The following is a 16,095-nucleotide window of genomic DNA, read 5'->3' on the forward strand; positions in this document are numbered from 1 at the left end:
TGGACCGCAGGCGGCAGGAGACGGCCCCGGGCCGGGCCGGTTATGGTCGGGTCCACCACCCAGCCCAAGGAGACCGAGATGCCCAGGCTCGCCGTCGGAGACACCGCCCCTGACTTCACCCTCACCGACGCCTCCGGCGCCAAGGTCCGCCTGGCAGCCCTGCGCGAGGCCGCCGACCGGGGCGTCGTCGTCTACTTCTACCCGCGCGCCTCGACCCCCGGCTGCACGAAGGAGGCCTGCGACTTCCGCGACTCCCTGGCCTCCTGGCGAGACGCCGGCTACGAGGTCGTCGGCGTCTCGCCCGACCCGCAGGCGGCGCTCGCCCGCTTCGCCGAGAACGAGTCTCTGCCCTTCCCGCTGCTGTCGGACCCCGACCACGCCGTCATGGAGGCCTGGGGCGCCTGGGGCGCGAAGAAGAGCTACGGCCGCGTGCTCACCGGGGTCATCCGCTCCACCGTCGTCGTCGACCGCAGCGGCACGGTCACCCTCGCCCGCTACAACGTCAAGGCCACGGGGCACGTCGAGCGCCTGCGCAGCGAGCTGGCGGTGGGCTGAGCCGCGAGCGCGGCCGGCAGCACGTCCGGCTCACTCCCCCGGGTAGACGACGCCGAGCGCGGCGCGCACCTCGTCCATCATGGCCATGACCGCGAGGGTCGCCTCCCAGGGCATGACGCGCGACTGGGTGAGCCCGCCCTTGACGCAGCGGGCGGCCTCCGCCGCCTCGAGCTGGAAGCCGCCGGGGACCGAGGCGTCCCACGTGGCCGTGACGTCGCCGTCGGCCCCACGGCGCGACAGGCTCACCGGGGTCGGGCAGTAGAACCACGGGTCGATGGTGAGCCGGGCCTCGGAGCCGATGACCTCGGCCATGTTCTGGCCGGCGGCGTCCATGCCCGAGGAGGCGACGGCGATGAAGCCCTCGTAGCCCATGGCGCTGACCTCCTCCAGGTCGAGGCCGTCGGGGCTCAGGCGGCCGATGACGCTCTGGCTGGGCGGCGCGCCGACCATGGCGTGGATGAAGCTGAGCGGGTAGACGCCCAGGTCCAGCAGCGCACCGCCGGCGAGCGCGGGGCTCACCATGCGCTCGACGTGGAGGAGGGACTGGAAGTGGTCGGCGCGCACGTGGCGGACCTCGCCCAGGGCGCCCGAGGTCACGAGCCGCTGGGCCAGGCGGTGCCCGGGCAGGAAGCGCGTCCACATGGCCTCCATGGCGAACAGGCCGCGCTCGCGGGCCGCCTCGAGGACGCGCCTGGCCTGGGCGGTGTTGACCGTGAAGGGCTTCTCGACGAGGACGGGCTTGCCGGCCTCGAGGGCCAGCAGGGCGTGCTCGGCGTGGAAGGCGTGCGGGGTGGCGACGTAGACGGCCTCGACCTCGTCGTCGGCGACCAGCTCCTCGTAGGAGCCGTGGGCGCGGGCCGCACCGCCCTTGGCGGTGGCGGGGTGGGCGTCGATGAAGGCCTGGGCCCTGTCGCGGTCCCGCGAGCCGACGGCGGCGATGACCCCGGAGGACAGGTGGGGCACGTCGGTGGCGAAGGTGCCGGCGATGGTGCCGGCGCCGAGGATCCCCCAGCGCAGCTCGGGCGCGTCCTGGGGCTCAGGGACCTCGGTGGCGAGGTCGAAGGAGGCTCCGACGGCGTCCAGCGCCTCACGGAAGGCCTCCGGCAGGTCGGGCAGGAGGTCGGTGGTGCGGGTGCCGGGCGCGTCGGTGCGTGCCATGGCGCCACCCTAGGGCTCCGGGGTGCGGGTACGGGCCCGGTTTCGGCGCTGTTGCCCGGCAGTGGAGCGGATGCGGGGCGGGTGTGCGGCCCGGGCTGCATCGACGTCGGCGTCGACGTCACTGCGCAGACGGTAGGGTGGGGCGCCGAGCGCGAGTGGCGGAACTGGTAGACGCCCCAGATTTAGGTTCTGGTGCCTTCGGGCGTGAGGGTTCGAGTCCCTTCTCGCGCACCAGGGCGGCGGCCGGGGCCCACCGCATGACGCCCCCATGCTCCCGGTACCCTGGGCCGGTGACCACCACCGACTTCACCCGCAAGGACGGGCGTGCGACCGATGAGCTGCGCCCCATCACCATCACCCGCCACTGGCAGGAGCACGGCGAGGGCAGTGTCCTGGTCGAGTTCGGCCGCACCCGTGTGCTGTGCGTCGCCTCCTTCACCGAGGGCGTGCCGCGCTGGCGCAAGGGCAGCGGCGAGGGCTGGGTGACCGCCGAGTACGCCATGCTGCCGCGCGCCGGCAGCGAGCGCAGCGGGCGCGAGTCCGTGCGCGGCAAGGTGGGTGGCCGCACCCACGAGATCTCCCGCCTCATCGGCCGGGGCCTGCGCGGCGTCATCGACGTCGCCGCCCTGGGTGAGAACACCATCGCCCTGGACTGCGACGTCCTCCAGGCCGACGGCGGCACCCGCACCGCCGCCGTCACCGGCGCCTACGTGGCCCTGGCGGACGCCGTCGCCTGGGGCACCGGGCGCGGTCTCATCACCCCGCGCGCCGGCAGGCCGGTGCTCTCCGACACCCTGTCCGCGGTCAGCGTCGGCGTCATCGACTCCGTGCCCTGCCTCGACCTGCCCTACGAGGAGGACGTGCGCGCCGACACGGACATGAACGTCCTGCAGACCGGTGACGGGCGCTTCATCGAGGTCCAGGGCACCGCCGAGCACGCCCCCTTCACCCGCGACGAGCTCGGGGCCCTGCTCGACCTGGCGGCCAAGGGCAACGCGGAGCTGGCGGCGCTCCAGCGCCGTGCGCTCGCCGGTCCCTCCGGTGCCCCCTTCACGGTGCGCTCCGGTGAGGCGCGGCAGTGACCGCCGCCCGCCGCGTCGCGGTGCCCGAGGGCGCCCGCCTGGTCCTGGCCACGCACAACGAGGGCAAGCTCTCCGAGCTGCGCGCCATCCTCACCCCGCTGGTCCCCGGCCTCGAGCCGGAGCAGGTGATCTCGGCCGCCGAGCTCGAGGCGCCCGAGCCGGTCGAGGACGGCCTCACCTTCGCGACCAACGCCGAGATCAAGGCGCGGGCCCTGGCCGAGGCGACGGGGCTGCCCGCAGTCGCCGACGACTCGGGCCTGTGCGTCGACGTGCTCGGCGGCGCGCCCGGGATCTTCTCCGCACGCTGGTGCGGCCGTCACGGTGACGACGCGGCGAACCTGCGGCTGCTGCTCGACCAGCTCAGCGACGTGGCGGACCCGCACCGCACGGCCCGCTTCACCTGCGCGGCCGTCCTGGTGGTGCCCGACGACGAGGAGAGCGGCGAGACGGGCGGGGCGGTGACGCTCATCGAGCGCTCGATGCACGGCCGGCTCCTGCGCTCGCCGGTCGGCGCGGGCGGTTTCGGCTACGACCCGGTCTTCGTGCCGGTCGAGGAGGACGCTCCGGGCGCCCTGGGTCGCACGACCGCTCAGATGAGCGCGGCGGAGAAGAACGCGGTCTCCCACCGGGGCAGGGCCCTCAGGGACCTGGCACCCGTCCTCGCCGGGCTGCTGGCGCGCTGAGCCCGGTCCTCCAACCGACCACCTGCGAGGTCTCATGGGTCACATCGTCTGGGGCGGCGGCTGCGCCCTCATCGGCCTCCTCCTGCTCGCCCGCGGCTTCGCCAACCTCCGCCGCGCTCATGCTGGTCTTCGCCACAGGAGCCGCCCGGGCGCTGCGCAACGGGGACGGCGCTGATGCCGGCGCCGCGGCCCGGTCCGAGCAGAGCGCCCTCGTCAACCTGGTCAGGCGCAACACCGTCCTCGCGGCGTTCCTCTTCCTCGCGGGCGGCGTCGGACGCTCCTACGGGTGGCTGAGGGAACCGGGCTTCGACCCCCGTGTCCTCTTCGAGGTCCTGGGGATCTCCGTCTGGTTCGCCGTCGAGTGGGCGATGTCCTCGGACGCCCGTCGCGGCGAGTAGGACGCGCCTCACGCGGGCGTGCCGTCGGGCGCCTGAGGCCCCTGCGCTCCCTGCGTCGTCTCCGACCTCCGCGCCTCCTCGGCGTCACGGGCGGCCTGGGCGTCCAGCCTGCGCTGGACCTGCTTCGGGACCAGCGACTCCTGGGCCTTGACGTAGCCGTACACCCAGCGCCAGCCGCCCTGGGCGACGAGCAGGAACGCGGCCAGCACCAGCCACACGTCCGCCGCGTCCCCGCCCGAGAGCATCCGCAGGCCGAGCCACGCGAGCCAGGTGGTGCCCACGACCGTCAGCCCGTCGCGGTCCGCGGCCTCCAGGTGGTCCTGCGGCCGGGTGAGGCCCCACGCCACCAGCCAGGCGGCCGTCGTCGCCACGACGCCGTGCACCATCATCTCGGGCATCAGGGACAGGTCGTGCACGGACGCGGCGACGAGGGCGGCGACCAGCAGCACGCTCACGAGGTCCGCCGGGGGCACGAGCCACCAGCGTGTGCGGCGCCCGCGCGTCCACGGGCGGTCCGGGCCGTCCGGCACCGGCGGTGTGAAGGAGACGCGGCGCGGGGCCTGGCTCGCCATCCTCAGATCTCCCAGGTCGCGCCCGCCGTCGCCGCCTCGAGCGGCCCCTCATAGGCGAGGGCGGCGTTGCGCAGCGGGATGCGGTGCTCGGTCCACGGCTGGATGTGGGTGAGGACGAGCTGGCCGACGGGGCGCCGGGGCACCTGGCCGGCCGTCCCCGCGGCGAGCTGGCCGGCCCGCTTGCCCGTCAGGTGCATGCCCCGCACCGTGTCACGGCCCTCGACGAAGGCCGCCTCCGCGAGCAGGAGGTCGACGCCGTCGGCCATCTCGCAGATCGGCTCGCACAGGTCGGTGTCCCCTGTGAAGGCCAGGCAGACCGTCCGGCGCCGGCCCTCGGGGCCCACCTCCTCGCTCGGCCCCTCGATCCGGTAGCCGTAGGCCTCCACCGGGTGCAGCGCGGTGTAGGGGGTGATCGTCATGGGGCCCACCTGGAAGGACTCGCCCGGCACGGCGGTGCGGAAGTCGAACTCGGTGGCGTAGGTCTCCGTCTCAGGGGTGCCGTCCACGCCGTTGAGGCGGTGGAGCAGCTCGCTGGGGCCCACGGTGAGGACGGGCCTGAGGGCGCCGGCGGGGTGCCAGCGGCGGTAGACGTGCATCCCGACCATGTCGACCATGTGGTCGGCGTGGCAGTGGGAGATGAGTAGGGCGTCGAGGTCCGCGGGGTCGAGGTAGCGCAGCATCTGCCCCATGGAGCCGGGGCCGAGGTCGAGGACCACCGAGTAGATGAGCTCCTCACCGTCCTGGCCGGCACCGGTCGCCTGCACGAGGTAGGACGAGGCCGCGGAGGCGGGGCCGGACATGCTTCCGGTGCATCCGATGACGGTGAGCTTCATAGGTGGTCCTTGCTGACGGGGCCGGGCGCGGGAACGGGAGAGGGGACGGGGACTCAGTCGGCTGCGGGCGCTGCGGCGCGCGTGACGTGAGCGACCTCGGGGCCGAGGAAGCGGCGGGCGAGGACGGCGAAGGCGTCCGGGTCGCCCGTCACCCGGAACTCGTGGACGGGGGCGGGCGCCTGCGCGTCGCGCAGGAGGTCGCGCCTGGCGAGCTCGCGGTAGACGTCCTTGGCGGTCTCCTCGGAGGAGGTCACCAGGGTCACGTCCTCCCCCATGACGTAGGAGATGGCGCCGGTGAGCAGCGGGTAGTGCGTGCAGCCCAGGATGAGGGTGTCGACCTCGGCGGCGCGCAGCGGGTCGAGGTAGCCGCGGGCGACCTCCATGACCTCGGGCCCGGTGGTCGTGCCGCGCTCGGCGAGCTCGACGAAGCGCGGGCAGGCGGTGGACAGCAGCTCGACGCCCGGCACGGAGGACAGGGCGTCGTCGTAGGCGCACGAGTCGACGGTGCCCTGGGTGGCGATGAGCCCGACGCGGCCGTTGCGGGTCACGCGGGCGGCGGCCCGGGCCGCGGGGTGGACGACCTCGACGACGGGCACGCCGCGCCCGCGCGTGTAGCGGGCACGGGCGTCGTGCAGGACGGCGGCGGAGGCGGTGTTGCAGGCGATGACGAGCATCTTGACACCGGAGTCGACGAGCTCGTCCATGACGCCCAGGGCGAGCTCACGGACCTCCTCGATGGGGCGCGGCCCGTAGGGGGTGTGCGCGGTGTCCCCGATGTAGAGGATCTGCTCCCCGGGGAGCTGGTCGATGACCGCACGCGCCACCGTCAGGCCGCCGACGCCTGAGTCGAACATCCCGATGGGCGCGTTTTCCACGCTCCCGAGACTAGGCGGGGCCCTGACCCGTCAGTAGCACGGCCAGCAGTGATTCCTGCCACCAGGTGAGCATGTTGTAGGACATGGCCAGGGCGCGCCGCAAGCGGTCCTCGTCGGCCTCGTCGGCGGGCGCCGTGTACCAGGTGAGGTCGTGGACGTCCTGGGCGCTGTCGGCGTCCTCGATGTCGAGCCAGTGGGCGAGGACGAGGCGCACGTCGTTGACGGCGGCCAGCCACTCGCCCTCGAGTCCCCGGCGCACGAGGACCTCCCCGCCGGTCCCGGTGGGCTCCAGGAGCTCGGAGACGACGTCGGTCAGGCGGCCGTGCTTGAGGGCGCGCAGGCGCTGTCGGTTCATGGACGAGACCTCGACGGCGACCTCCGGGTCCTCGCTCGCCTCCGGCAGGAGGACCTCCAGCAGGGCGGCGACGTCGGCGGGCACCGGGCGCCTCGGGGCCGCTGGCGCCGTGGCGCCGTCGGGCTCCTGGGCGGTGGGGACGGCCGGCGGGGTCTCGAAGTCGAGGGCGGCGAGGACGGCGTCGTCATCCGCCTCGCCCCCTCGGTCCTCACCGTCCCCGCCGTCCCGGGGGCGCAGCGGGCCGGACCCGGCTATGACAGTGGTCTCGAGCGGGCCCTCGGCGGCGAGGACGGCGCTGACCTGCTCGAGCAGGCCGGCCAGGTACTCGCGCTCCCGCAGGCTCAGCCGGCTCTGCCAGCCGTGCTCGACCGGCTCGAAGGGCCTCATGCCGCGGCCTCGTCGGGGCCGGCCGGCTCGATGGTGGCGCGCAGCCCGTAGGAGTGCATGGCGGCGACGTCCACCTCCATGCGCTCGCGCGGGCCGGTGGAGACGACGGCGCGCCCGGTGGTGTGCACCTGCATCATGCGGTGCTCGGCGAGGGCGGTGGGCAGGGCGAAGTAGGTGCGGAAGACCCACACGACGTAGTCCATCGTGTTGACGGGGTCGTCGTGGACGACGGTGCGCCACTGGTGCAGGGGCGCGGTGCGCGCGTCCTGTCGCGCGTCTGGTGAGACGACGGGCGCGGTGGGGCACATGGGCCCCAGCGTAACGGCGCGGGGACTAGGTTGGTGTCATGACGACTCAGCCCGCGCAGGTGCCCGCTCCCCGCACCGCTCCCCTGGCCTCCCCCACGACATCGCTGCTGACGGACATGTACGAGCTCACCATGCTCCAGGCCGCGCTGCGCTCGGGCACGGCCGGCCGGCGCAGCGTCTTCGAGCTCTTCGGGCGCTCCCTGCCTCCCTCGCGGCGCTTCGGCGTCGTGGCCGGGACCGGGCGCCTGCTCGACGCCATCGAGCGCTTCACCTTCACGGCGCAGCAGATCGACTTCCTGCACGCCCAGCAGGTGGTGGACGACGACACCCTCGACTTCCTGCGCGGCTTCCGCTTCACGGGCACGATCCGCGGCTACGCCGAGGGCGAGTGCTACTTCTCGGGCTCCCCGCTGCTGACGGTGGAGGGGAGCTTCGCCCAGGCCTGCGTCCTGGAGACGCTGGCCCTGTCGATCTACAACTACGACTGCGCGGTGGCCTCGGCCGCCTCGCGGATGACGATCGCCGCCCACGGGCGCCCCTGCGCGGACTTCGGTGCGCGCCGCGCCCACGAGCGGGCGGCGGTCTCCGCGGCCCGCGCCGCCGTCGTCGGGGGCTTCACGGCGACGAGCAACCTGGAGGCGGGCCTGCGCTACGGCATCCCGACCGTGGGGACCTCGGCGCACTCCTTCACCCTGCTGCACGACACGGAGGAGGAGGCCTTCGCCGCCCAGGTGGCGGCGCTGGGCCCGGGCACGACGATCCTCGTGGACACCTACGACATCGCCCGGGGCATCGAGAGGGCCGTGAGGGCGGCGCGCGCGGCCGGCGGCGAGCTGGGCGCGGTGCGCCTGGACTCGGGCGACCTCGTGGCCGAGGCCTTCAAGGCCCGCGCCCAGCTGGACGCCCTGGGGGCGACGTCGACGCGGATCACGGTGACCAACGACCTGGACGAGTACGCGATCGCGGCGCTGGGCGCCGCCCCGGTGGACTCCTACGGCGTGGGCACGAAGCTCGTCACGGGCTCGGGGCGGCCGACGGCGGCCCTGGTGTACAAGCTGGTGGAGCGGGCGGACGACGACGGCGTCATGCAGGAGGTCGCCAAGCTCTCCCAGGGCGGCAAGGCGACGGTCGGCGGCCGCAAGTGGGCGGGACGTGTCGTGGACGCCTCGGGCCGTGCGGCCGAGGAGCTCATTGTCTCCGCGCGCGAGGGTGCCCAGGCGCTGGCGGCCTTGGAGGCGGCGGGGGCCCGTCCGCTCCAGGTGGACCTCGTCGTCGACGGTGTCATCCAGGAGGAGCACCGCGGTCCTGAGGGGCTGGCGGCGGCGGCTGAGCGTCACCGGGTCTCGCGGGCGGAGCTGCCCTACGAGGCGTGGCGCCTGAGCGAGGGCGAGCCGGCGGTGCCCACGCGTCATCTCGACCTGGACGGCCGTCAGGCCCTGCGCGGCTGACACGCCCTCACCACCCCACCGCCCCCGACTCCTCGGTTTGCGCGCGAGCGTACGCCACAACCCCAGGGATCTCGGACGCAAAGCGAGGAGATGGGCTGAGGGGCTGGGGCGGTTGGGGCCCGCACGACGGGTGCCGACGGGGCCGGGCGTCAGCGCTTGCCGACGAACCAGCGGCGCAGGGTCTGCACCCGCTTCTCGATCTCCTCCGTGGAGGCCTGGGCCACCTCGGGGCCGCCGCACACGCGGCGCAGGTCGTTGTGGACGACGCCGTGGGGCTGGCCGGAGCGGCGCGCCCAGGCGGCGACGAGCTGGGAGAGCTCCTTGCGGGCGGCCTGGCGCCTGCGGGCGTCGTCGACCCCGGAGTTGGCCCGGCGCCGGGCGGCGGCGGCCGACTCGCGCTTCTGCGTCCGGATCTGCTTGTCCTGGCGCTGGCGCAGCAGGGCGGTGACCTGCTCGGGCTCGAGCAGGCCGGGCAGCCCGAGGTACTCCTGCTCCTCGACGCTGCCGACGACGGCGCCGGTGCCGAACTCCCCTCCGTCGAACAGGACCCGGTCGAACTCGGCGGTGGAGTCCATGGCCTCGAAGGCGCCGAAGAGGTCGTCGGAGGCCCTCTCCTCCTTGTTGGCCTCGGCGACCAGGCGGTCCTCGGGGTAGCCGGGGAGGTCGTCCTCGTTCGAGCGGGGCCGGCCCAGGACGTGGTCGCGGGCGACCTCCATCTCGTTGGCCAGGCCCAGCAGGGGCGTGACGGAGGGCAGGAAGACGCTGGCGGTCTCCCCCTTGGCCCGTGAGCGCACGAAGCGGCCCACGGCCTGGGCGAAGAACAGGGGCGTGGAGGTGGAGGTGGCGTAGACGCCGACGGCCAGGCGGGGCACGTCCACGCCCTCGGAGACCATGCGCACGGCGACGAGCCAGCGGTCACGGGAGGCGGAGAAGGCCTCGATGCGGCTGGAGGCGCCGGAGTCGTCGGACAGGACGACGGTGGGGGCCTGGCCGGTGATGGCCCGCAGCTGTGCGGCGTAGGCGCGGGCGCGGGACTGGTCGGTGGCGATGACGAGGCCGCCGGCGTCGGGCACCTGGCGGCGCACCTCGCTCAGGCGCTGGTCGGCGGCGGCGAGCACGGCCGGGACCCACTGGCCGGAGGGGTCGAGGGCGGTGCGCCAGGCCTGGGCCTCGAGGTCCTTGGTCAGCGGCTCCCCCAGGCGTGCGGCGACCTCGTCGCCGGCCCTGGTGCGCCAGCGCATCTGCCCGGAGTAGGTCATGAACATCACGGGCCGCACGACGCCGTCGCGCAGGGCCTCGGCGTAGCCGTAGGAGTAGTCGGCGTGGGAGCGCTTGATGCCGCCGGGCTCCTCGTCGTAGCGGACGAAGGGGATCGGGGACTCGTCGGAGCGGAAGGGGGTGCCGGTCAGGGCCAGGCGGCGGCGGGCGGGGGTGAAGGCCTCGCGCACGGCGTCGCCCCAGCTCTTGGCGTCGCCGCCGTGGTGGATCTCGTCGAGGATGACGAGGGTGCGGCGGGCGTCGGTGCGGGCGCGGTGGAGGTTGGCGTTGGCGGCCACCTGGGCGTAGGTGAGGGCGACGCCGTCGAAGCGGGAGCCGAGCGCCCCCTGGGAGTTGGTGAAGGAGGGGTCGAGGTGGATGCCGACGCGGGCGGCGGCCTCGGCCCACTGGTACTTCAGGTGCTCGGTGGGGGCGACGACGGTGACCTGGTGGACGTCGCCGCGGCTGAGCAGCTCGGTGGCGATGCGCAGGGCGAAGGTCGTCTTGCCTGCGCCGGGGGTGGCGACGGCGAGGAAGTCCTCGGGCATGGAGGACATGTAGGCGTCCAGGGCCTCGGCCTGCCAGGCGCGCAGCGACCCCGCCGTGCCCCAGGCGGCACGCCGCGGGTAGGCCGGCGAGAGGTTCTCGGCGGCGAAGATCGAGGGCTGGTTGGGGTGTCCTGCTGCCTGGGAGCCGCGCGCGGGGCTCACTGACCGCCCCGGCCGAAGGGGAAACGGGGCCGGCGCGGGCCCTTGCCGCCGCCGGAGCCACCGTCCCTCATACCCTCGTAGATCTGCTTGCAGGTGGGGCACACGGGGTAGCGCGACGGGTCGTGGCCAGGGGTCCACACCTTGCCGCACAGGGCGACGACGGGGCGCCCGGTGGCTGCTGCGGCGGCGATGCGGTCCTTGCGCACGTAGTGGGCGAAGCGGTCGGCGTCGCCGTCGTCGGTGGACTGCAGCTCCTCACGCTCGAGGACGGCGGTGCCGGTGGAGGCCCCGGTGGAGGGGTCCGAGAGCGGGCGGCCGGGCTCGGTGGGGCCGCTGGGGGCGTCCGTGCTGGCCACGGGGGGCGTCGTGGGGGGCTCGCTCATGGGCGCCAGTGTAGGCCGGGGCGCAGCGGGTGCCCTGGGGAGGGTCCTGTGGTTCTTCTCCCGCCGGCCCGCCGAGACCGCGGCAGGACCGGCGGTGGGACCGGGCAGCGGGCCCGGTGGCGGATCCGGGCCGACGGGGCTTGACGACGGCGAGGGGCCGCCTCCGGCTGGGAGGCGGCCCCTGGCTGGTGGGCGACGTGGCGGCCTGTGGGACGCGGGGCGGGCCGGGGCGCCGTCGGCTCAGCGGTTGCTCAGCAGGCTGGCGGCCGCGGGGTCGACGAGGACGAGGGCGTCGGCGTGGTTCTGCATGACGGTGGCGGGCCACTCGGCGCTGACCTCGCCCTCGACGAGCTGGCGCACGGCCTCGGCCTTGTTCTCGCCGGTGGCGATGAGGACGAGCTTGCGGGCCCTCATGATGGTGCCCAGGCCCTGGGTGATGCAGTGCGTGGGGACGGCGTCGATGTCGCCGTCGAAGAAGCGGGCGTTGTCGCGGCGGGTCTGCTCGGTGAGGACGTCGACGTGGGTGGCGGAGTCTAGGGGGCCGCCGGGCTCGTTGAAGCCGATGTGCCCGTCGGCACCGATGCCGAGGATCTGCAGGTCGCAGTAGCCGGCGGCGGCCATCTTGGCCTCGTACTCGTCGCAGGCGGCCTGGAGGTCGGGGTTGAGGGCGTCGGGGCCGTTGAGGGCGCCGGGGCGCATGTCGACGCGGGAGCGCAGGTTGCGCTCCATGAAGGTGGCGTAGCGCTCGGGGTGGCCCTCGGGCAGGCCGACGTACTCGTCGAGCATGAAGCCGGTGACCTCCTTGAAGGAGATGCGTCCTGCCTCGCAGCGGCGCGTGAGCTCGTCGTAGAGCGGCAGCGGGCTGGAGCCGGTGGCGGTCCCCAGGACGGCGTCGGGCTTGGTGGTGAGCAGCTCCTCGATGGCGTCAGCGGCCCGCTCGGCGATCTGCTCGGCGGTGTCCAGGACGATAAGCTCCATCTGTTCCCCCTTGGGGTTCGGGTCCACGGCGGTGTGCGCCGGTGCGCCTCGGTGCGCGTGGTCCAGCATACCCGCTCCAAGCATCAGACGTCTGATGTCTGAGACTCGTCCTCACGCCACCGGGTCTCTCTCACGGGCCCGGCGGGCGGCACCGGCCCGCACGGGCCGTCCCGGGCTCAGCGGACCTCCTCGTGCCCGGGCCAGGAGCGGATCGTGGCGAGCACCCGCGGCCCCCTCTCGTCGAGGTGGCGGCCGCCCAGGACGACGCCACCCCAGGTGGCGCCCGCGCCCCACAGCAGGCCGCCCGGGAGCACGTGCCACCCCCACACCCACTGACCGCTCACCGCCGTGACCGCGAAGCCCGCGATGACGGGGGCGCTCATGAGCCCGATGAGGAGGAAGCCGACCATCTGGACCAGGGCGGCAATGAAGGCCGTGCCGGAGGTGCGCGACCTCATCGGGCTCTCCCCCGGTGCGTTCGTCTCGTAGGGTAGGAGCACGCTCGTCACGCTCGACCAGGCGTAGGCGCAGCCCATGACGGCGGCGCTGAGCCCCAGCACGGCCGGCAGGATGTCCCAGCGCCCGCTCGCCCCGGCGCCGAAGACGGCCAGGACCACCACGGCGGGCACCTGCCACAGGGCCGCGGCGACCACGCGCCCCAGGCGGTCGTCGCACCCGCTCAGCCCGGCGGACAGGTGCTGCCACAGGGCGGTGGAGTCGAAGGCGAGGTCGTTGTGCAGGCCCCAGCCGCACATGAGCGCGGCGAAGACGGCGGCGACGAGCACCAACGGGGGCGCGCTGCCCCAGGACAGGAGATCCCCGAAGGAGAGGGCGGCGCCGTCCCCACCCACGACGGCCTGCCTGCTGCCGACGAAGGCGACCGCGAAGACGACCGGGACGAGGAGCAGCGCGACCAGCTGGGAGAGGTACCGGGGGTCGGAGCGCCAGTAGCGCAGGGACCGGGCGGCGACGGCGGCCGCGGGCGAGGGCATGAGCCGCGACAGGCGCGCGTGCCACGCCAGTGCCCGCACCGTGCCGGCACCGCGCTGCCCGGTGGTCTCGTAGGCGCGCGCCCGGGCCGAGGCACGGGCAGGTCCCGTCATCACGCGCCTGGTCACCCGGTCCCAGGCGGGCATGAGCGCCAGGGGCACGATGACGGCCCCGAGGGCCAGGACGACGGCGGACAGCGCCTCCCCCTGGGCGAGGTAGCCGGGGGCCGCGACCGCCCAGCCGAAGGGGGTCAGGCCCGCGACGCCCGCGCACGCGCGCAGCGCCCCCAGCAGGGCGTCCGGGTCCCCGAGGCTCAGGCTGGACAGCAGCGAGGGCAGCATGGCGACGACGACGAGCACGAGCATGCTGATGACGCCCACGAGCTCGCGCCCGCGACGGGACTGGGACACGCCCGCCCCGATGACGACGACGCGGCTGAGCAGGACGCAGGTGGCGAGCAGGGCGGGCGCGAGCAGGAGGGAGAGCAGGGCGGCGCCCACCTGGCCGGCGCACGCCCACACGAGGGCCGGCAGCAGCGTCCCCAGGCCGGTGAGGAGGCCGGTGACGCCGCAGGCCGAGGCCACGGCCAGGCCCCGCGACAGGGAGCGCGAGGGCGCGACCCAGGCGGCCATGGCGCGGGGGTCGAGCGTGGCGTCGACACCGGTGAGCATGAGCGGGACGAGGACCCAGGCCAGGACCGTGAGCACCCCGGCGGCGGCGAGGACCTCGGCGATGACGTCGGCGGGCGCCTGCCCCAGGGCGACGGCGCCGACGAGGAGCATGACCAGCAGCCCCATCCCGTAGAGGGCGCCGACGACGGTGGCGATGAGGGCCCAGACGTTGCGCGAGAGCGCGTTGAGCGTCAGGCGCCACCTCAGACGGACGAGGGTCGCAACCACGACAGCTCCTCCCGGGTGGCCGGGGCTCCGACGAGCTGGGCGAAGCGGGTGTCCAGGTCCGTGCCGGCGGCGACCTCCTGGGTGGTGCCCGCGGCCAGGACGCGCCCGTTGCTGATGACGGCCACGTGGGTGCAGAAGCGCTGGACGGTGGCCATGACGTGGCTGGAGATGACGACGGTCCCCCCGGCCGCGGCGAAGTCGGTGAGCAGCGCCTGGATCGTCTGGGCGGAGACGGGGTCCACGGCCTCGAAGGGCTCGTCGAGGACGAGCACGGCCGGCGAGTGGACGAGGGCGCAGGCGAGGTGGACCTTCTTGCGCATACCGGCGGAGTAGTCGGTGACGAGGGTGGTGCCGGCCTCCCACAGGCCCAGGACGTGCAGGAGCTGGGTGGCGCGCGCCATGACCGTGTCTCGGTCCAGGCCCCGCAGGAGCCCGGCGTAGGTGACGAGGTCCAGGCCGGAGAGGCGGTCGAAGGTGCGCAGCCCGTCGGGAAGCACGCCGAGCTGCGCCTTGGCGCGGGCGGGCTCGGCCCACACGTCGACGCCGTGGACGAGGACGCGTCCGCCGTCGGGGACGAGCAGCCCCGTGGCCATGGACAGGGTGGTGGTCTTGCCGGCGCCGTTGGGGCCGACGACGCCGTAGATGGAGCCCGTGGGCACAGCCATCGTGAGGGTGTTGACGGCGATCTTCTGGCCGAAGACCTTGCTCAGGTCCTGGCACAGGAGGGCGGGCAGGTGCCCGGGGGCGTCGGGAGCCGACGGCGGGCGGAAGGGCGACGTGCTGTCGGTGTGGGGCATGGCCCCACCCTAGGGAGACGGGGGTGGCGTGCACCTCATCCGCCAGAAGGATCGGTGGCGCTCCTGCGGGAGGAGACGCGCTCCCGGGACGCCGCGGCGGCGGCGCCGATGCCGTCGGTCCCGGTCGGGCCGGTGGCGCGGACGCGGCGAGGGCGCACCACGTCGTGTGGCGCGCCCTCGCGGGTGCTGGGGGCTCGCGCGGACCTGCCGCGCGCCGCCTCAGAGGGTCGTCACTTGGCGACGGCCTTCTTCAGGGCGGAGCCGACGGTCAGCTTGACGCCGTAGCCGGCCGGGATCTGGATCTCCTCGCCCGTGCGGGGGTTGCGGCCGGTGCGGGCGGCGCGCTCGACGCGCTCGACGCCCATGAGGCCCGTGATCTTGACGGCCTCGCCCTTGGCGACGTTCTCGACGAGCACCTCCTGGAAGGCGCCGAGGAAGGCGTCGGCCTGGACCTTGGTGAGGTCGGCCTTCTCAGCGATGGCGGCGATGAGCTCAGTGCGGTTGACGGACATGTATCTGCCTCTCAGTCGTGGGTGGGCACCGGGTCGGTTCGGTGCCGCTGGCGGTAACGCTATGCGCAAACGGCCCGTTTTGTCAGATATCGCGGCGTTCTGCGTGGCGCGGGGGCGCCCGGGGGCACCCCCGCTTCCCCGCTCGTCACACGAGTCACACGGACCACGCGGGCGGGGCGGTCAGGCGTTCCTCACGGCGTCGACGAACCAGGAGGTGATGGTGGTCGGGTGCGTGATGGCGGTGCCGACGACGACGGCGAAGGCCCCGTGCTGCATGGCGAGGGCGGCCTGGGCCGGGGTGTGGACGCGGCCCTCGACGACGAGCGGCACCTGGGCGATGGCGGCGACCTGGTCGATGAGCTCGACGTCGGGGCCGTCCGTCTTGGGGCGCTCGCCGGTGTAGCCGGCCAGGGTCGTGCCCAGGATGTCGGCGCCGGCGTCCTGGGCCATCTTGGCGTCGTCGAGGCTGCCGCAGTCGGCCATGACGAGGATGCCCTCGCGGACCTCCTTGAGGCCCGCGACCGTCTGGGCGAAGGTGAGGCCGTCGGGGCGGGGACGGCGGGTGGCGTCGATGGCGACGATCTCGACGCCGGTGGCGGCCACGGCGATGGCGTGCGTGAGGGTGGGGGTGATGAAGACGCCGTCGTGGCCGTCCTTCCACAGGCCGATGACCGGCACGTCGACGTGCTGGGTGATGAGGGCCAGGTCCGCCAGGCCCTGGGCGCGGATGCCGACGGCGCCGCCGGCCACGCAGGCCTGGGCGACCTCGTCCATGGTGCGCGGGTCGCGCATGGGCTCACCGGGGTAGGCCTGGGCGGAGGCGATGAGGCCGCCGCGCAGCCTCTCGAGGACGGGGTTGAGGGTGCTCATGTGTGCTTCCTTACGTGTTCGGTGGGCTCGCTGTGGTGGCTGGTG

General features: G+C 74.3%; 18 protein-coding genes and 1 tRNA gene. 6 read left to right on the top strand and 13 right to left on the bottom strand.

Annotated elements, in window-relative coordinates; translation table 11 throughout:
• Positions 1–78 precede the first annotated feature (78 nt).
• The gene (locus H6X67_RS01130) at positions 79–555 is read left to right on the top strand and encodes a peroxiredoxin (protein WP_249368164.1); all 477 of its coding nucleotides are present in this window, start codon (positions 79–81) and stop codon (positions 553–555) included.
• Between the two features lie 30 nt (positions 556–585).
• Here H6X67_RS01130 and H6X67_RS01135 read toward each other — a convergent pair whose 3' ends face one another.
• Entirely contained in the window at positions 586–1,713 is a 1,128-nt protein-coding gene (locus tag H6X67_RS01135; protein WP_249368167.1) for a Gfo/Idh/MocA family protein, read from the bottom strand.
• A 149-nt stretch (positions 1,714–1,862) separates the two neighbouring features.
• Between H6X67_RS01135 and H6X67_RS01140 the strand changes: the two genes are divergently transcribed.
• The 4 genes from H6X67_RS01140 to H6X67_RS01155 all read left to right on the top strand — a co-directional run bounded on the left by H6X67_RS01140 (position 1,863) and on the right by H6X67_RS01155 (position 3,876).
• Positions 1,863–1,947 (top strand) — tRNA-Leu (locus tag H6X67_RS01140).
• A 56-nt stretch (positions 1,948–2,003) separates the two neighbouring features.
• A complete protein-coding gene (rph, locus tag H6X67_RS01145; protein WP_249368169.1) occupies positions 2,004–2,795 on the top strand; it encodes a ribonuclease PH in 792 nt (263 codons plus the stop codon).
• Positions 2,792–3,478, top strand: a complete 687-nt coding sequence (rdgB, locus tag H6X67_RS01150; RefSeq protein ID WP_249368171.1) for an RdgB/HAM1 family non-canonical purine NTP pyrophosphatase — start codon at positions 2,792–2,794, stop codon at positions 3,476–3,478. The genes rph and rdgB overlap by 4 nt, the downstream gene beginning before the upstream one ends.
• A 119-nt stretch (positions 3,479–3,597) precedes the next feature.
• Complete coding sequence (locus H6X67_RS01155; RefSeq protein WP_249368173.1) at positions 3,598–3,876, top strand: hypothetical protein; 279 nt, start codon at positions 3,598–3,600, stop codon at positions 3,874–3,876.
• An 8-nt stretch (positions 3,877–3,884) separates the two neighbouring features.
• Here H6X67_RS01155 and H6X67_RS01160 read toward each other — a convergent pair whose 3' ends face one another.
• The 5 genes from H6X67_RS01160 to clpS are packed head-to-tail and all read right to left on the bottom strand — an operon-like array spanning position 3,885 to position 7,206.
• Positions 3,885–4,448: a DUF3054 domain-containing protein gene (locus H6X67_RS01160; RefSeq protein WP_249368175.1), complete on the bottom strand. Its 564-nt coding sequence runs from the start codon at positions 4,446–4,448 to the stop codon at positions 3,885–3,887.
• A gap of 2 nt (positions 4,449–4,450) precedes the next feature.
• On the bottom strand, positions 4,451–5,281 hold the full coding sequence (locus tag H6X67_RS01165; RefSeq protein WP_249368176.1) for an MBL fold metallo-hydrolase: 831 nt from the start codon (positions 5,279–5,281) through the stop codon (positions 4,451–4,453).
• 53 nt (positions 5,282–5,334) lie between these two features.
• On the bottom strand, positions 5,335–6,135 hold the full coding sequence (gene murI, locus H6X67_RS01170; protein WP_249368194.1) for a glutamate racemase: 801 nt from the start codon (positions 6,133–6,135) through the stop codon (positions 5,335–5,337).
• Between the two features lie 31 nt (positions 6,136–6,166).
• A complete protein-coding gene (locus tag H6X67_RS01175) occupies positions 6,167–6,898 on the bottom strand; it encodes a DUF2017 family protein (RefSeq protein ID WP_249368178.1) in 732 nt (243 codons plus the stop codon).
• Complete coding sequence (clpS, locus tag H6X67_RS01180; RefSeq protein ID WP_249368180.1) at positions 6,895–7,206, bottom strand: ATP-dependent Clp protease adapter ClpS; 312 nt, start codon at positions 7,204–7,206, stop codon at positions 6,895–6,897. The genes H6X67_RS01175 and clpS overlap by 4 nt, the downstream gene beginning before the upstream one ends.
• Before the next feature lie 38 nt (positions 7,207–7,244).
• On the opposite strand from clpS, the gene H6X67_RS01185 reads away from it, so the two are divergent.
• Positions 7,245–8,654, top strand: a complete 1,410-nt coding sequence (locus tag H6X67_RS01185) for a nicotinate phosphoribosyltransferase (RefSeq protein ID WP_249368182.1) — start codon at positions 7,245–7,247, stop codon at positions 8,652–8,654.
• A 149-nt stretch (positions 8,655–8,803) separates the two neighbouring features.
• Here H6X67_RS01185 and H6X67_RS01190 read toward each other — a convergent pair whose 3' ends face one another.
• The 7 genes from H6X67_RS01190 to H6X67_RS01220 form a co-directional block, all read right to left on the bottom strand.
• Positions 8,804–10,621, bottom strand: a complete 1,818-nt coding sequence (locus H6X67_RS01190; RefSeq protein WP_249368184.1) for a DEAD/DEAH box helicase — start codon at positions 10,619–10,621, stop codon at positions 8,804–8,806.
• Positions 10,618–11,004, bottom strand: a complete 387-nt coding sequence (locus tag H6X67_RS01195) for a DUF3039 domain-containing protein (RefSeq protein ID WP_249376990.1) — start codon at positions 11,002–11,004, stop codon at positions 10,618–10,620. Before H6X67_RS01195 ends, H6X67_RS01190 begins: the two co-directional genes overlap by 4 nt.
• 240 nt (positions 11,005–11,244) lie before the next feature.
• On the bottom strand, positions 11,245–11,982 hold the full coding sequence (nagB, locus tag H6X67_RS01200; protein WP_249369044.1) for a glucosamine-6-phosphate deaminase: 738 nt from the start codon (positions 11,980–11,982) through the stop codon (positions 11,245–11,247).
• A gap of 176 nt (positions 11,983–12,158) precedes the next feature.
• The gene (locus tag H6X67_RS01205; RefSeq protein ID WP_249369045.1) at positions 12,159–13,871 is read right to left on the bottom strand and encodes a transporter; all 1,713 of its coding nucleotides are present in this window, start codon (positions 13,869–13,871) and stop codon (positions 12,159–12,161) included.
• Positions 13,847–14,668 (bottom strand): ABC transporter ATP-binding protein, encoded by an 822-nt coding sequence (locus H6X67_RS01210; protein WP_249369046.1) that lies wholly within the window; start codon positions 14,666–14,668, stop codon positions 13,847–13,849. Before H6X67_RS01210 ends, H6X67_RS01205 begins: the two co-directional genes overlap by 25 nt.
• 230 nt (positions 14,669–14,898) lie before the next feature.
• On the bottom strand, positions 14,899–15,180 hold the full coding sequence (locus tag H6X67_RS01215) for an HU family DNA-binding protein (RefSeq protein WP_249369047.1): 282 nt from the start codon (positions 15,178–15,180) through the stop codon (positions 14,899–14,901).
• Between the two features lie 180 nt (positions 15,181–15,360).
• A complete protein-coding gene (locus H6X67_RS01220; protein ID WP_249369048.1) occupies positions 15,361–16,050 on the bottom strand; it encodes an N-acetylmannosamine-6-phosphate 2-epimerase in 690 nt (229 codons plus the stop codon).
• Between the last annotated feature and the right edge of the window lie 45 nt (positions 16,051–16,095).

Source organism: Actinomyces sp. AC-20-1, from assembly GCF_023369555.1.
Classification (GTDB): Bacteria; Actinomycetota; Actinomycetes; order Actinomycetales; family Actinomycetaceae; genus Actinomyces.

What these genes read in the sequence shown, in the direction of transcription:
- H6X67_RS01130 (WP_249368164.1), top strand. Translation starts at nt 79, where the DNA reads ATGCCCAGGCTCGCCGTCGGAGACACCGCCCCTGACTTCACCCTCACC.
- H6X67_RS01135 (WP_249368167.1), bottom strand. Translation starts at nt 1,713, where the DNA reads ATGGCACGCACCGACGCGCCCGGCACCCGCACCACCGACCTCCTGCCC.
- H6X67_RS01155 (WP_249368173.1), top strand. Translation starts at nt 3,598, where the DNA reads ATGCTGGTCTTCGCCACAGGAGCCGCCCGGGCGCTGCGCAACGGGGAC.
- H6X67_RS01160 (WP_249368175.1), bottom strand. Translation starts at nt 4,448, where the DNA reads ATGGCGAGCCAGGCCCCGCGCCGCGTCTCCTTCACACCGCCGGTGCCG.
- H6X67_RS01165 (WP_249368176.1), bottom strand. Translation starts at nt 5,281, where the DNA reads ATGAAGCTCACCGTCATCGGATGCACCGGAAGCATGTCCGGCCCCGCC.
- murI (WP_249368194.1), bottom strand. Translation starts at nt 6,135, where the DNA reads ATGTTCGACTCAGGCGTCGGCGGCCTGACGGTGGCGCGTGCGGTCATC.
- H6X67_RS01175 (WP_249368178.1), bottom strand. Translation starts at nt 6,898, where the DNA reads ATGAGGCCCTTCGAGCCGGTCGAGCACGGCTGGCAGAGCCGGCTGAGC.
- clpS (WP_249368180.1), bottom strand. Translation starts at nt 7,206, where the DNA reads ATGTGCCCCACCGCGCCCGTCGTCTCACCAGACGCGCGACAGGACGCG.
- H6X67_RS01185 (WP_249368182.1), top strand. Translation starts at nt 7,245, where the DNA reads ATGACGACTCAGCCCGCGCAGGTGCCCGCTCCCCGCACCGCTCCCCTG.
- H6X67_RS01195 (WP_249376990.1), bottom strand. Translation starts at nt 11,004, where the DNA reads ATGAGCGAGCCCCCCACGACGCCCCCCGTGGCCAGCACGGACGCCCCC.
- nagB (WP_249369044.1), bottom strand. Translation starts at nt 11,982, where the DNA reads ATGGAGCTTATCGTCCTGGACACCGCCGAGCAGATCGCCGAGCGGGCC.
- H6X67_RS01210 (WP_249369046.1), bottom strand. Translation starts at nt 14,668, where the DNA reads ATGCCCCACACCGACAGCACGTCGCCCTTCCGCCCGCCGTCGGCTCCC.
- H6X67_RS01215 (WP_249369047.1), bottom strand. Translation starts at nt 15,180, where the DNA reads ATGTCCGTCAACCGCACTGAGCTCATCGCCGCCATCGCTGAGAAGGCC.
- H6X67_RS01220 (WP_249369048.1), bottom strand. Translation starts at nt 16,050, where the DNA reads ATGAGCACCCTCAACCCCGTCCTCGAGAGGCTGCGCGGCGGCCTCATC.